General features: G+C 54.6%; 15 protein-coding genes. All 15 read left to right on the top strand.

The window, feature by feature from the left end; translation table 11 throughout:
- The first annotated feature begins 22 nt into the window (after positions 1-22).
- The 15 genes from B9L19_RS12440 (at position 23) to fliF (ending at position 15,009) form a co-directional block, all read left to right on the top strand.
- Complete coding sequence (locus B9L19_RS12440; RefSeq protein WP_025951072.1) at positions 23-805, top strand: ribonuclease HII; 783 nt, start codon at positions 23-25, stop codon at positions 803-805.
- Positions 806-823: 18 nt separating this feature from the next.
- Complete coding sequence (locus tag B9L19_RS12435) at positions 824-2,374, top strand: flagellar hook-length control protein FliK (protein WP_047753359.1); 1,551 nt, start codon at positions 824-826, stop codon at positions 2,372-2,374.
- A complete protein-coding gene (locus B9L19_RS12430; RefSeq protein ID WP_025951074.1) occupies positions 2,371-2,658 on the top strand; it encodes an EscU/YscU/HrcU family type III secretion system export apparatus switch protein in 288 nt (95 codons plus the stop codon). Before B9L19_RS12435 ends, B9L19_RS12430 begins: the two co-directional genes overlap by 4 nt.
- A gap of 115 nt (positions 2,659-2,773) precedes the next feature.
- On the top strand, positions 2,774-3,934 hold the full coding sequence (sucC, locus tag B9L19_RS12425) for an ADP-forming succinate--CoA ligase subunit beta (protein WP_025951075.1): 1,161 nt from the start codon (positions 2,774-2,776) through the stop codon (positions 3,932-3,934).
- A gap of 17 nt (positions 3,935-3,951) precedes the next feature.
- Complete coding sequence (sucD, locus tag B9L19_RS12420; protein ID WP_011230709.1) at positions 3,952-4,854, top strand: succinate--CoA ligase subunit alpha; 903 nt, start codon at positions 3,952-3,954, stop codon at positions 4,852-4,854.
- Between the two features lie 323 nt (positions 4,855-5,177).
- On the top strand, positions 5,178-6,059 hold the full coding sequence (dprA, locus tag B9L19_RS12415) for a DNA-processing protein DprA (protein ID WP_025951076.1): 882 nt from the start codon (positions 5,178-5,180) through the stop codon (positions 6,057-6,059).
- A 78-nt stretch (positions 6,060-6,137) separates the two neighbouring features.
- Positions 6,138-8,213 (top strand): type I DNA topoisomerase, encoded by a 2,076-nt coding sequence (gene topA / locus B9L19_RS12410; RefSeq protein ID WP_025951077.1) that lies wholly within the window; start codon positions 6,138-6,140, stop codon positions 8,211-8,213.
- A 95-nt stretch (positions 8,214-8,308) separates the two neighbouring features.
- On the top strand, positions 8,309-9,211 hold the full coding sequence (gene xerC, locus B9L19_RS12405; RefSeq protein WP_025951078.1) for a tyrosine recombinase XerC: 903 nt from the start codon (positions 8,309-8,311) through the stop codon (positions 9,209-9,211).
- Positions 9,212-9,234: 23 nt separating this feature from the next.
- A complete protein-coding gene (gene hslV, locus B9L19_RS12400; protein ID WP_025951079.1) occupies positions 9,235-9,777 on the top strand; it encodes an ATP-dependent protease subunit HslV in 543 nt (180 codons plus the stop codon).
- A 17-nt stretch (positions 9,778-9,794) separates the two neighbouring features.
- Positions 9,795-11,189 (top strand): ATP-dependent protease ATPase subunit HslU, encoded by a 1,395-nt coding sequence (gene hslU, locus B9L19_RS12395; RefSeq protein ID WP_025951080.1) that lies wholly within the window; start codon positions 9,795-9,797, stop codon positions 11,187-11,189.
- A 16-nt stretch (positions 11,190-11,205) separates the two neighbouring features.
- Entirely contained in the window at positions 11,206-11,985 is a 780-nt protein-coding gene (codY, locus tag B9L19_RS12390) for a GTP-sensing pleiotropic transcriptional regulator CodY (RefSeq protein ID WP_089113951.1), read from the top strand.
- Positions 11,986-12,182: 197 nt separating this feature from the next.
- Positions 12,183-12,572 carry a flagellar basal body rod protein FlgB gene (gene flgB / locus B9L19_RS12385; protein ID WP_011230716.1) on the top strand — a complete coding sequence of 130 codons (390 nt, stop codon included), beginning with the start codon at positions 12,183-12,185 and terminating at the stop codon, positions 12,570-12,572.
- Between the two features lie 3 nt (positions 12,573-12,575).
- The gene (gene flgC / locus B9L19_RS12380; RefSeq protein WP_025951081.1) at positions 12,576-13,028 is read left to right on the top strand and encodes a flagellar basal body rod protein FlgC; all 453 of its coding nucleotides are present in this window, start codon (positions 12,576-12,578) and stop codon (positions 13,026-13,028) included.
- Between the two features lie 19 nt (positions 13,029-13,047).
- Positions 13,048-13,344, top strand: a complete 297-nt coding sequence (gene fliE / locus B9L19_RS12375; protein WP_047753358.1) for a flagellar hook-basal body complex protein FliE — start codon at positions 13,048-13,050, stop codon at positions 13,342-13,344.
- An 81-nt stretch (positions 13,345-13,425) separates the two neighbouring features.
- Positions 13,426-15,009, top strand: coding sequence for a flagellar basal-body MS-ring/collar protein FliF (fliF, locus tag B9L19_RS12370; protein WP_047753357.1), 1,584 nt, complete (start codon positions 13,426-13,428; stop codon positions 15,007-15,009).
- The last annotated feature ends 3 nt before the right edge of the window (positions 15,010-15,012 follow it).

Here is a 15,012-nt window from a genome sequence, read left to right as displayed (position 1 = left end):
TAAGTAGAAGAGGGAGAGGAGCATGAAGCGGTATACGGTGAAAGACATTGAAGCGCTGCTTCCGAAGCTTGGCGCGGACGACCCGCGCTGGGAGATGCTGCGGCAGGATGAGCGAAAAAGCGTGCAGGCGCTTCTTGCCCGTTTTGAAAGGCAGAAAGCGCGCCGGCACGCCATCGAGCAGCGGTGGGAAGAACTGATGCGTTATGAGCGAGAACTATACGCCGCTGGCGTTAGACGGATCGCCGGCGTTGATGAGGCCGGGCGCGGCCCTCTGGCCGGTCCGGTCGTCGCCGCCGCGGTCATCTTGCCGAAAGACGCCTATTTGCCGGGGCTAGACGACTCGAAGCGGCTGACGCCGGAAAAGCGCGAGGCATTGTTTGCGCAAATTGAAGCGTGCGCTGTCGCCATCGGCATCGGCATCGTCAGCGCGGCGGAGATCGATGAAAGGAATATTTACGAAGCGACAAGACAAGCGATGGCGAAAGCGGTGAACGCCCTTTCCCCGCCGCCTGAACATTTGCTTGTGGATGCGATGGCGGTGCCATGCCCACTGCCGCAACAGCGCCTCATAAAAGGAGACGCCAACAGCGCTTCGATCGCTGCTGCGTCGGTCATCGCCAAAGTGACGCGCGACCGGTGGATGAAAGAACTGGATCGCCGCTATCCACAATACGGGTTCGCGCGCCATATGGGCTACGGAACGCCGGAACATGTCGAGGCGATCCGCCGCTACGGCGTTACGCCTGAGCACCGTCGTTCGTTCGCACCGGTGAGGGAGGTGCTCGAGGCGAGCGAGCAGCTCTAGAAGAAGGGATGGGACGAAATGGTCGAGCGCATGGAGCGGACGATGCCAACGACCGCTGTCCGCGACGCGGCATCCAGCCGGCGGTTTCAGCCGGGGCAGGCCGTCGTCGGCCGAGTGGAGCGGGTCGAGGAGACGGAAACCGGGGAGCGGGCGGCGCTCGTCCGCGCTGGCGGACAGCTTGTGCGCGCCCGTTTGGAGGCGCCGCTTGCCGTCGGACGTTTGTATTTGTTTGAAATTCACGAACGACAAGGAACAATGTATTGGAAAGCCATTCCCCTTTCCGAACCGGCGTTGGCTCCGTCAGGTGAAGAGGCGGTGCGCCGGTGGCAAAAAGCGTGGAAACTGCCGGATGCGGCGCTGCCGGTGCTCCGTCAAGCGCTGAAAGCTGGCGCGGCTGCAACGAAAGAGGAAATTGCCGCACTGACTGAAGCGGTAAAAGAGACCGGCCAGCCGGACGCGGCCGAAGACGTGCTCGCTCATTTGTTTCGCCGCCGGCTGCCGTTCTCTTCAGCCGTGTTTCGCGCGCTATGGGCAGCCAAAACCGGGGTGCCGCTCGCTGAGGGGTTGGGGAAACTGAAAGCGGCCATGGCCGCCCTTTCCGCCCACCCGGCGGCGCTTGAGCTCATCCGGGCGATGGAGAAGTTTCTTTCACCGCCGCTGTCCGCTTACGAGACGGCCGTGCGTTTGTTGCTGCTAAGGGAGGAAGAGGCCGAAACGGCCCGCGCGCTTCTTGCCCGCCTTGGGCTCGCCCCGTTGCCGGAGGACCGCCGCTTGGCGCTTCGGGAGGCGGTGCAATGCCGCCGGTTTGCCGATATCATTCGGCAGCTTGGCTTGACGGACGAGGAGGCGTTTTTGGAACGGTGGACCGCTCTCGATGCTGCCTATCAAAGCGGAGCGCTGCCCGCCGCGGAAGCGAAGTTGTGGGCGGCCGCTCGAGCGACGAGAGATCCGGCGCTGTCGCTGTTTTGCTGGTTGAGGCGAGCGGCCGTGCGGCTTGGGCTTGAGGACGAGGCGGCGCTCGTCCGCGTTGGGACAATCGAGGATTTGCCTTCCGCCCCGTCGTTGAAACGGCTGCTTTTTCGCTTTCTTCATGAATCGGGGGGGAGCGAAGGGGCCAAGAGGGCGGCCGAAGCGATTCTCGACCAGCTCGATGGCATGGCGATCGCTGCTGGCGGCGATGGGCCCATTGAGCACGTATGGATTTCGTTTCCATTGCCGCTTGGCGGCCGTAGCAGCGATTTTGCTGTGTGCTGGCAAGGAAGGAGGAAACAAGGCGGGCCGCTTGATGCCGATTACAACCGCATTGTTTGTTGCCTGACGCTTGAAGAGCTCGGAGAGGTGATCGTTGATATGCGCGTGCAACGACGGATCGTCCACATCTCCATTTTTCACGATGATCCGCGGTTGGCGGTTGCTGCCGCTCGGATGGCTCCGCTTGTCAAAGAGCGGTTTCAGGCGCACGGCTATGCGCTTTCAGGCATTGATGTAAAGACAGCGCGTTCCGCCCCTCCTCCGCCTTCCGTTTTTCTGTTTGCCGACAGTTGCAGCGAGGTGGATTGCCAAGCATGAACGAGGAGCGGAAAAAAGCAGTCGCCTTGTCTTACGATGCGGCACTTGACGCCGCTCCGATCGTCAAGGCGAAAGGAGTTGGCAAGGCCGCCGAAGCGATCATCGCCGCCGCCCGCGAGCACGGCGTGCCGATTCGCCAAGATCCGACGCTTGTTGAGCTGCTGGGGAAAGTGGAGATCAACGAAATGATCCCGGAGGAGCTGTACGCCTTAGTGGCTGAATTGTTCGCGTTTTTGTATCAGCTTGATCAGGAAGCGAAAGGAGAAAGAGCGGGGAAGGAGTGATGTTTCCGTTCCCCGCTTTCGTAATTTTGCGGCGAAACGGTGGACAAGCGCGAAATGTTAGGTATAAAATGAAAGCGCTAAGACTTTTTTGATTTTATACATAGGAGGTTGGCGCATGAACATTCATGAATACCAGGCAAAAGAAATTTTGCGAAGCTATGGTGTAAGCGTGCCGAACGGCCGCGTCGCGTTCACGGTGGATGAAGCGGTCGAAGCGGCGAAAGAGCTTGGCGCGCCGGTGTGTGTCGTCAAAGCGCAAATCCATGCCGGCGGGCGCGGCAAAGCGGGCGGGGTGAAAGTGGCGAAAAGCCTCGAGGAAGTCCGTACATACGCCAGTGAATTGCTCGGCAAAGTGCTCGTCACCCATCAAACCGGCCCGGAAGGAAAAGAAGTGAAACGGCTGTTGATTGAAGAAGGATGCGACATCCAAAAAGAATACTACATCGGCCTTGTCGTCGACCGCGCCACCTCGCGCGTCGTGTTCATGGGGTCGGAAGAAGGCGGAACGGAAATCGAAGAAGTGGCGGCGAAAACGCCGGAGAAAATTTTTAAAGAATACATCGATCCAGCCGTCGGGCTCCAAGCGTTCCAAGCGCGCCGATTGGCTTTCAACATCAACATTCCGAAGCATCTCGTCAACCAAGCGGTCAAATTTATGATGGGCTTGTACCAAGTGTTTGTCGATAAAGACTGCTCGATCGCCGAAATCAACCCGCTTGTCGTCACCGGCGACGGCAAGGTGATGGCGCTTGATGCGAAGCTGAATTTCGATTCAAACGCCTTATACCGTCATCCGGACATCCTTGAATACCGCGACTTGGATGAAGAAGACCCGAAAGAAGTCGAAGCGTCGAAATACGACTTGAACTACATCGCTCTTGACGGCAACATCGGCTGCATGGTCAACGGCGCCGGCTTGGCGATGGCGACAATGGACATCATCAAATATTACGGAGGCGAGCCGGCTAACTTCCTCGATGTCGGCGGCGGCGCCAGCGAGGAAAAAGTAAGGGAAGCGTTCAAAATCATCTTGTCCGATCCGAACGTCAAAGGCATTTTCGTCAACATTTTCGGCGGCATTATGAAATGCGATGTCATCGCGAGCGGCATCGTTGCGGCGACGAAGCAAGTCGGTTTGACGCTTCCGCTTGTCGTCCGGCTTGAAGGGACGAACGTTGAGCTTGGGAAAAAGATTTTGCAAGAGTCGGGCTTAAACATTATTGCGGCCGAATCGATGGCGGACGGAGCACAAAAAATCGTCGAGCTAGTACGTTAAGAAAGCGAGGGAGACACGTGAGCGTTTTTGTCAATAAAGACACGAAAGTGATCGTGCAAGGGATTACCGGTTCGCAAGGGCTGTTCCATACAAAGCAGATGATCGAGTACGGGACGAACATCGTCGGCGGCGTCACGCCGGGCAAAGGCGGCACGGAAGTCGAAGGGGTGCCGGTGTTTGACACGGTTTCGGAAGCGGTCGAAAGAACGGGAGCGAACGCATCGGTCATTTACGTTCCGCCGGCCTTCGCTGCAGATGCCATCATGGAAGCGGTCGACGCGGGACTCGACCTTGTCGTTTGCATCACCGAAGGCATTCCGGTGCTTGATATGGTGAAAGTGAAACGGTACATGGAGGGCAAAAAGACGCGCCTCATCGGTCCGAACTGCCCGGGCGTCATTACGCCGGAAGAGTGCAAAATCGGCATTATGCCGGGCTACATCCATAAAAAAGGACATGTCGGCATTGTTTCCCGTTCCGGCACGCTGACGTACGAAGCCGTTCACCAACTGACGCAAGCCGGCATCGGCCAGTCGACGGCGGTCGGCATCGGCGGCGACCCAGTCAACGGCACAAACTTCATCGATGTGTTGAAGGCGTTTAACGAAGACGAGGAGACGTACGCGGTCATTATGATCGGCGAAATCGGCGGCACGGCGGAAGAAGAAGCAGCCGAATGGGTGAAAGCGAACATGACGAAGCCGGTCGTCGGCTTTATCGGTGGGCAAACGGCGCCTCCAGGCAAACGGATGGGCCATGCCGGCGCGATCATTTCCGGCGGCAAAGGCACGGCCGCAGAGAAAATCAAAAAAATGACCGAATGCGGCATTAAAGTGGCGGAAACGCCGGCCGTCATCGGTGAAACGCTCATTTCGGTGCTGAAAGAACGCGGCTTGTACGAAAAATGCAAAACGCACTAATGGTTTAGCCCCGCACGTTGCCGTGCGGGGTGTTGCATATCATGTCTATCGATGCCATTTGAAGCTTTCCCATTTGCCGCTTTTACAGAGCAATTGGATCGACTGTCGGGCGACCGAACAACGCCGCTTAAAGACCTATGTATGGATCTGTGAAGCGGGTGGCTGTTCGGTCTTCCGTCACGCCAAAGCGTGACGAGGAAGCTTGCGGCTTGCCTCCGACAGTCGAAAAAATAGACAGGCGGACTTTTCCGTCAAGGATATGTTAAACGTTTTCGTTGCACCGATAGATTCATGCTGAAGGTGAAAAAAGAAAGGAGAGCAGTATGTACGATACGGTCCGCGATCGACTTATTCATCTCCATCATTGCCGCGGGGCAGGATGGAAGACGATTCATTCCTTGCTGAAGGTTGATCCGACGCTCACCGCTCCATTTTCCCTGCCTCCTAATGATCTCCGCCCGCTCGTTCCGCTTTCCGACGCTCAATGGCCCGCTTTTTTTCATGATTTGCATTCCATCGATATGCAACGTGTGATAAAAACATATATGGACCGGTGCATTCATTTGGTCACCGTGTTTGATCATGACTATCCGCCGTTGCTTCGGCATATTTATGCCCCGCCGTGGGTGCTGTATGCAAAGGGGGACCCCGCTTTGCTTCAGGAGTGGAAGCTGATCAGCATCGTCGGTACGCGGCGGCCGACGAAGGAAGGAATCGAAGCGTTGAACAAACTGGTCCCGCCGCTTGTTGCTGCCGGCTTCACGATTGTCAGCGGGCTCGCGTTTGGAATTGACGTGTGCGCCCACCAACTCGCCGTCCAGCATGGCGGGGCGACGATCGCCGTCATCGCTGGGGGGCTTGACCACATTTATCCGAAAGAGCATCGACCGTTCGCCGCCCGGCTGATGAATGAACAGCTGGTCATCGCTGAACATCCGCCGGCAACGCGCCCACAGGCATGGCAATTTCCCGCTCGCAATCGCATCATCAGCGGGCTGTCGCTCGGCACGCTTGTCGTGCAAGCGAAGCGAAAAAGCGGTTCGCTCATTACCGCTGCCTATGCGCTTGAGCAAGGGCGGGAAGTGTTCGCTGTCCCCGGCCCGATCGGTTTGGCGGAATCCGATGGGCCGAATACGCTCATTCAACACGGGGCAAAACTCGTGCAAGAAGCGGCGGATATTTTGGCTGAATTCCCGTACGTGTAATGCACATGTTTGACAAATGCGGCAATAATCATTAATAATAATGAAGATTTCAATTTACCTCCTAGGGGTGGAAGATGGATGTCAGACTACTTAGTTATCGTCGAATCGCCAACGAAAGCGAAGACGATCGAACGATACTTGGGAAAAAAATATACAGTCAAAGCGTCGATGGGCCACGTCCGCGATTTGCCAAAAAGCCAAATGGGCGTTGATATAGACCACGGCTACGAGCCGAAATACATTACGATCCGCGGCAAAGGCCAGGTGATCAAAGAGTTGAAAACGGCGGCGAAGAAGGCGAAAAAAGTGTTTCTTGCCGCCGACCCCGATCGGGAAGGAGAGGCGATCGCTTGGCATCTGGCCCACATGCTCGATCTAGACATTCACTCTGATTGCCGTGTTGTCTTTCATGAGATCACGAAGGATGCGATTCAGCAATCGTTTCAAAAGCCGCGCGCGATCAATATGAATCTTGTTGACGCCCAGCAGGCGCGGCGCGTGCTCGACCGCCTCGTCGGCTATAACATCAGCCCGCTCTTATGGAAAAAGGTGAAAAAAGGATTAAGCGCCGGCCGCGTCCAATCGGTGGCGCTGCGCCTCATCATCGATCGGGAACGAGAAATTCGCGAATTTCAGCCGGAAGAATATTGGACGATTCAAGCGACGTTTCAAAAAGAAGGAGAGACGTTTGCCGCCTCGTTTTACAGTATTGACGGACAAAAGCGCGATTTAAAGACGGAGGCGGATGTGAAAGCTGTGCTGGATCGCTTAAACGGAACGGCATTTGCGGTGAAAACGGTGACAAAGCGAGAGCGCAAGCGCAGCCCCGTGCCGCCGTTTACGACGTCGTCGCTTCAGCAGGAAGCGGCGCGCAAACTGAATTTCCGGACGAAAAAGACGATGATGATCGCCCAGCAGCTGTACGAAGGAATCGATCTTGGCAGCGAAGGGACGGTCGGTTTGATCACGTATATGCGCACCGATTCAACGCGCGTCGCCGAGACGGCGCAGCAAGAGGCAGCGGCGTATATCGAGGCGACGTTCGGCGCGATGTATGTCAACCAGGAAAAGCGGAAAGAGAAGAAAAGCACGAACGCCCAAGACGCCCATGAAGCGATCCGCCCGACATCGGCATTTCGCGATCCGGACAAAGTGAAACCGTATTTGACGCGCGACCAGTTTCGGTTGTATAAACTCATTTGGGAACGGTTCATCGCCAGTCAAATGGCAGCAGCCGTGCTTGACACCATGAGCGTCGAGTTGGAAAACAACGGTGTCGTGTTCCGCGCCAGCGGCTCGAAGGTGAAATTTCCAGGGTTTATGAAAGTGTATATTGAAGGAACGGACGATCAAACGGAAGAGCAGGACCGTATCCTCCCGGATTTGGAAGAAGAGGAAACGGTTGAGAGCGAAACGATCGAATCGAAGCAGCACTTTACGCAGCCGCCGCCGCGTTACACGGAAGCCCGCCTCGTTAAAACGTTGGAGGAACTCGGCATCGGCCGTCCGTCGACGTACGCCCCGACGCTTGATACGATCCAAAAACGCAACTATGTTGTCCTTGAGAACAAGCGGTTTGTCCCGACCGAGCTCGGCGAAGTCGTTGTGGAGCTGATGCTCGAATTTTTCCCGGAAATTATCGATGTCGAGTTTACGGCGAAAATGGAAAAAGAATTAGACGAAATTGAAGAAGGAAAAGTGGAATGGATCAAAGTCGTCGACGAATTTTACCGGGAATTTGAAAAACGGTTGAAAGTGGCGGAAAAAGAAATGCGCGCAGTTGAGATTAAGGATGAGCCAGCCGGCATGGACTGCGAGGTGTGCGGCAGCCCGATGGTGTACAAAATGGGCCGTTTCGGCAAGTTTATCGCCTGCTCAAATTTTCCGGAATGCCGCCATACGAAGCCGATTGTCAAAGAAATCGGCGTCAAGTGCCCAAAATGCCGCGAGGGCAACATCGTCGAGCGCAGCACGAAACGAAAGCGGGTGTTTTACGGTTGCGACCGTTTCCCGGATTGCGACTTCGTCTCGTGGGATAAACCGCTCGCCCGCCCGTGCCCGAAATGCGCGGGGCTGCTTGTGGAGAAAGAGCTGAAAAAAGGTGTGCAAGTGCAATGCACGGCGTGCGATTATGAAGAGCGGCTAGAAGCTTAAACAGGCATCGGATACAATTCAGAATTTTATAAAAAAACAGTTGCGTTCAAGCGGATGAATATGGTACGATGTAGTAGCCGTTGCGGGGTGAGGCGATGGAGAATTCGAAACTTGCGTTACAATTATTCATGGAATATTTACAAATCGAGAAAAATTATTCACAATATACTATTGTGTGTTACCGGCGTGACATTGAGCAATTTTTCCGGTTTATGGATGAAGAAGGAATCGGCGCGCTCGATGAAGTGTCCTACAGCGATGTTCGTTTCTATTTGACGAAACTATACGAGCAACAGTTGGCCAGCCGTTCGGTCGCCCGCAAAATTTCGAGTCTGCGCAGCTTTTACAAGTTTTTGTTGCGCGAAGGGCGGGCGTCCGAAAATCCGTTTGCGCTCGCGACGCTGCCGAAAAAAGAGCAAAAAATTCCCAATTTTTTATATCCGAAAGAATTAGAAGCATTGTTTCTTGTCAATGATGAAAATACGGCCCTAGGCCAGCGCAATGCGGCGTTGCTTGAGTTGTTGTACGCGACGGGCGCTCGGGTTAGTGAATGTTGTCACATACAGTTGCCTGATGTCGATTTGGTTGCGGAAACCGTGCTCATTCACGGCAAAGGAAACAAGCAGCGCTATGTTCCGTTCGGCCGTCCGGCCCGCGAAGCGCTTGAACGGTATATCCATGGGGGAAGACGCGAGCTGACAAGAAAGCTGCCGGCGGACCACCGCTATTTATTTGTCAACGCCCGAGGCAATCCGCTCACACCTCGGGGAGTGCGCCATATTTTGGGTCGGATTGTCGAAGCTGCTGCGCTGACGCAAAACATCAGCCCGCATGTGCTTCGGCATACGTTTGCGACTCATTTGCTCAACGAAGGGGCCGATCTCCGTTCGGTGCAGGAACTGCTCGGCCATGCGCATTTGTCATCGACGCAAGTGTATACACATGTAACGAAAGACCGGCTGCGGCATATTTATTTGCAGGCGCATCCGCGGGCGTAACCCGCAGGCAAGGAGGAGAAATGATGGGAGCCTTTCATGCGACGACAATTTTTGCCATCCGCCATAACGGCGCATCCGCCATGGCTGGAGACGGCCAAGTGACGTTCGGCAATGCGGTCGTCATGAAGCATACAGCAAAAAAAGTGCGGCGGCTGTTTCAAGGCAAAGTGCTAGCCGGCTTTGCCGGCTCCGTCGCTGACGCGTTTACGCTGTTTGAAATGTTTGAAGGCAAGCTCGAACAATGGAATGGCAACTTGCCGCGCGCGGCGGTTGAGCTGGCGAAAGAGTGGCGGAGCGATAAAGTATTGCGCCGCCTCGAGGCGATGCTCATCGTGATGGACCAACAGCATTTGTTGCTTGTCTCCGGCACGGGCGAAGTGATTGAGCCGGATGATGGCATGCTTGCCATCGGCTCGGGCGGTCAGTATGCATTGGCGGCTGGGCGTGCATTGAAGAAGTACGCCGGCGGCTCGATGACGGCGAAAGAGATTGCCAAGGCGGCGCTGGAGATCGCCGCTGACATTTGCGTTTATACGAACAGCCATATTATTGTCGAAGAGCTGTAAAAAGGAGGAGGCCGATGATGGCGGAAACGTTGACTCCACGGCAGATTGTCGAAAAGCTCGATCAGTTCATCGTCGGGCAGAAAGAGGCAAAAAAGGCGGTGGCGATCGCGCTTCGCAACCGGTACCGCCGCAGTTTGCTCGATGAAAAATTGCGCGATGAAGTGATGCCGAAAAACATTTTAATGATCGGCCCGACCGGGGTCGGGAAGACGGAGATCGCCCGCCGGCTCGCCAAACTCGTCGGCGCCCCGTTCATCAAAGTCGAAGCGACGAAATTCACCGAAGTCGGTTATGTCGGGCGCGACGTCGAATCGATGGTGCGCGATTTGGTGGAAACGTCAGTTCGGATCGTGAAAGAACGAAAAATGAACGAAGTGAAAGACCGAGCTGAACAGCAGGCGAACAAGCGGCTTGTTGAACTGCTCGTTCCAGGCAAACAAAAGCAAACGATCAAAAACCCGCTCGAGCTGCTGTTTGGCGGCCAAGGAGTCCAAACGGACAACAGCTACAGCCATGAGGATGAACAAGTCGAGCAAAAGCGGCGTCAAGTCGCCTGGCAGCTGGCAAACGGGCAGTTGGAAAACGAGATGGTCACGATTGAAATTGAGGAGCAGCCGCCAATGTTCTTTGACTTTTTGCAAGGGGCAGGCATTGAGCAGATGGGGATGAACATGCAGGACGCCTTGAGCAGCCTCATGCCGAAGCGGCGCAAAAAGCGGCGTCTCAAAGTGAGTGAAGCGCGCAAAGTGCTCATCAACGAGGAAGCGCAAAAGCTGATCGACATGGATGAAGTGACGCAAGAGGCTGTCCGCCTGGCTGAGCAGTCCGGCATCATTTTTATCGATGAAATCGACAAAATCGCCCGCAGCGGAGCGGTGTCCGGCTCGGCCGACGTCTCGCGCGAAGGGGTGCAGCGCGACATTTTGCCAATTGTCGAAGGGTCGACCGTCATGACGAAGTACGGACCGGTGAAAACAGACCATATTTTATTCATCGCCGCCGGCGCGTTTCATATGGCGAAGCCCTCGGATTTGATCCCTGAGCTGCAAGGCCGTTTCCCGATTCGCGTCGAGCTGGCGAAACTTTCGGTCGACGATTTCGTAAGAATATTAGTCGAGCCGAATAACGCGCTCATTAAACAATATCAAGCTCTTTTGGCAACAGAAGGTATAAGTCTTGAATTTTCTGACGATGCTATTCGTAAGATTGCCGAGGTGGCGTTTGAAGTAAACCAGACGACCGACAACATCGGTGCGCGCCGGTTGCACACGATTTTGGAAAAACTGCTGGAAGACTTGCTGTTTGAGGCGCCGGACATCGGAATCGACAAGGTCGTCATCACACCGCAATATGTCGAGCAAAAACTCGGCAGCATCGTCAAAAACAAAGATTTAAGCGAGTTTATTTTATGAGGAGGAGATGAAATCCATGAACTTGCTGGAGAAAACGCGGAAAATCAACGCCATGTTGCAAAAGGCGGCCGGGCGGCCGGTCAATTTTAAAGAAATGGCAGAAACGCTTTGCGAAGTGATTGAAGCCAATGTGTTTGTCGTCAGCCGCCGCGGCAAACTGCTTGGATTTGCCATTAAACAATCGATTGAAAACGAACGGATGAAGCGGATGCTGGAGGAGCGCCAGTTTCCGGAAGAATACACGAAAAACTTGTTCAACATTACGGAAACGTCTCCTAATATTGATATTAATAGCGAATATACGGCGTTTCCAGTGGAAAATCGTGACTTGTTCAAAACTGGTTTGACGACGATTGTCCCGATCAACGGCGGAGGCGAGCGGCTCGGCACGCTCATTTTGTCGCGCCTTGACCGCGAGTTTGACAATGACGATCTTATTTTGGCTGAATACGGTGCCACGGTCGTCGGCATGGAAATTTTGCGTGAAAAGGCGGAAGAAATTGAAGAGGAAGCGCGCAGCAAGGCGGTCGTGCAAATGGCGATCAGCTCCCTTTCTTACAGCGAGCTTGAGGCGATCGAACACATTTTTGAGGAGCTTGACGGAACGGAAGGGCTGCTTGTCGCGAGCAAAATCGCCGACCGCGTCGGCATCGCCCGCTCGGTCATTGTCAATGCTCTGCGCAAACTGGAAAGCGCCGGCGTGATCGAATCGCGCTCGCTCGGCATGAAAGGAACGTACATTAAAGTATTGAATGACAAGTTTTTAAGCGAACTTGAAAAATTGAAATCAAGCTGAACGGCGTAGCCGCCTAAGCCCGCTGGGGATTTTGGCCCGGCGGGTTTTTTGTTGTTGACAAACATCTTTGGCATCGTTTTTCTGTCATGGCATCGTCGAAAAATAGTACCAAGTTCCGTCTATACATTAGGTTTTCTTTCCCGTAAAATGAAAACTAGCAGAAATTGTCGAAAAATAGGAGAAAAGAGGGGATTCCATTGGCGCTCTTTTCAGCGACGATCGGTTGGCTTGAACAAGGGCTTCGCTATGCTGCGCTTCGCCAACAGGCGATCGCCGACAACATCGCCAACGCCGATACCCCGGGCTATAAGGCGAAAGATGTGCGCTTTCAGGCTGAATTGGAACGGGCGTTTCGGCTTGAGGCTAAACGGACGAATCCGAAGCATTTTTCGTTTCCAAACGAACAAAATGGAAAAATCATCGTGACGACGGACACGACGGTGAGTTACAATCATAATGGAAACAGTGTCGATATCGATCAAGAAATGTCAAAACTAGCAGAAAACCAAATTTATTACAATGCTTTAATCGAGCGGCTCAACGGCAAATTTACCACGTTGAAAACCGTGATAAAAGGAGGGAAGTAACGGGTGTCTTTGTTTCAAAGTCTAAACATTTCGGCTTCGGCGTTGACCGCCCAACGGTTGCGCATGGATGTGATTGCCTCTAACATGGCTAACGTCGATACGACGCGCGCCCGCCTTGTCAACGGCGAATGGGAGCCGTACCGACGCAAAATGGTCATCATCGAACCGCGCAGCGGGTCGTTTTCCGGCTATTTGCAGGCTGCGCTCGGCCGTGCCGACGCGGTGGACGGCGGAGTGCGGGTGCGCGAAATTGTCGATGATCCGGCGCCGTTTAAACTCGTCTACGACCCGAATCACCCGGATGCGGGCGCCGACGGCTATGTGCGTCTGCCAAACGTCGACCCGCTGAAAGAAATGGTGGACTTGATCGGGGCGACGCGTTCGTATGAGGCGAACGTTACAGTGTTGAATGCTTCAAAAGGAATGCTCATGAAGGCGCTCGAGATCGGGAAATAGCATGCGAGGGGGATAAACGATGATTGATGGAGCAAGCCGCATTGGGCTGACGATGTCTTCCGCCGTTTCGCCCCCAGCGAAGCCGGCTGAGGCGCAAAAGCAATTCGCCGCATTGTTCAAAGAGGCGCTCAACCGCGTGAACGAAGCGCAAATTCAAGCCGATGCGCTGACGGAAAAGCTCGTTCGCGGGGAGAACGTTCAGTTGCATGATGTGATGATCGCCGCGCAAAAAGCGAGCATCACGTTGCAGCTGACGCTGGAGATCCGCAACAAAGCGATCGAGGCGTATCAAGAAATGATGCGCATGCCATTGTAGCAGCCATGAATCGCAATACATACGAAAGCCGCCGCCATTGTTGCGCTATGGCGGCAGGTATTGGATCATCGGGGGAATTGTATGAGAAGGAAATGGAAAGAGTGGTGGAGCCGCGCTCGCGCGTTTTGGCAGGAACGGACAAAAAAACAGAAATGGCTCGTGCTCGCTGCGGCAGCGGCCGTGCTTCTGGCTGTTGGCGTCGGCGTCTTTTTCGCCACAAGGACGGAAATGGTGCCCCTCTACAGCAATTTGTCGCCGCAAGAAGCGGGGCAAATTAAAGCAACGCTTGACCAGCGCGGCGTTCCGGCCGAAGTGGCGGACGGCGGGACGACGATTAAAGTGCCGAAAGAGCAAGTGGACGCGCTGAAAGTCGAGCTCGCTGCTGAAGGCATCCCGAACAGTGGAGTCATTGACTATTCATTTTTCGGCCAAAACGCGAGCTTCGGCATGACGGACAACGAGTTCAATATGGTAAAGCTGAAGGCGATGCAAACGGAGCTCGCCAACTTGATCAAGACGATCGACGGCGTCGAGGACGCCAAAGTCATGATCAACCTTCCGCAGCCGAGCGTATTCGTTTCCGATGAGAAAGGGGAAGCCTCGGCTTCGATCGTGCTGAAGACGAAGCCGGGCTATCAATTCAGCGACGAGCAAATCAAAGCGCTCTATCATCTCGTCGCCAAAAGTGTTCCGAATCTCTCTACAGATAATATCGTCATTATGAATCAGTTTTTTGAGTATTACGATTTAAAAAACGACGGCGAAAATTCGACAGGAACGACATTCGCCTCGCAGCAACAAATCAAAAAGCAGATCGAGCGCGACATTCAACGCCAAGTGCAGCAACTGCTCGGCACGATGATGGGGCAGGATAAAGTCGTCGTTTCCGTGACGGCGGATGTCGACTTTACGCAGGAGAAACGAGAAGAAAATTTGGTTTCTCCAGTGGACGAGAAAACGAAGCAAGGTATTGCCGTCAGCGTCCAGCGCATTAAGGAGACGTACTCCGGGAGCGGCGCGCCGCCCGGAGGCGCCGCTGGAACAGGCGCGAACGAAGTGCCGGGCTACCAAAATGCAAACGGCGCGACAAACGGCAACTATGAACGAACCGAAGAGACGATCAACAACGAGGTAAACAAAATCAAAAAGCAAATCGTCGAAAGTCCATATAAAATCCGCGACCTAGGCATCCAAGTGATGGTCGAGCCGCCTGACCCTAATGATCCGAACTCGCTGCCGCCCGAGACGGTCAATGATATTCAAAAACTGCTAGGAACGATCGTTCGGACGTCAATTGACAAAAGCGAGGCGCAAACGCTCACGGATCAAGACATCAACAACCGCATCGTCGTTTCGGTGCAAAAATTCAACGGCAAGCCGACATTCACCGAATCAACGCCGGACCGGCCGGTGTGGTGGTGGTATGCGGCCGGTGCAGGAGCGCTGCTCCTCGTTGCTTTGCTGTTGTTCCTCTGGCTGCGCCGCCGCCGTGAAGACGAGGAAGAAGAAGAACACTTGTTCACTCCGCCGCTTTCGACGGAGCCGGATTTGCCGGAGCCGCCGGAGACGGAGGCAGCGTTGCGCCGTCGACAGCTTGAGCGGCTGGCGAAAGAAAAGCCGGATGAGTTTGCCAAACTATTAAAAACGTGGCTATCGGAAGAGTAGGGG

Origin of the sequence: Geobacillus thermocatenulatus, from assembly GCF_002217655.1 — a bacterium.
GTDB lineage: Bacteria > Bacillota > Bacilli > Bacillales > Anoxybacillaceae > Geobacillus > Geobacillus thermocatenulatus.
This window is presented reverse-complemented; position numbering and strand designations above follow the sequence as displayed.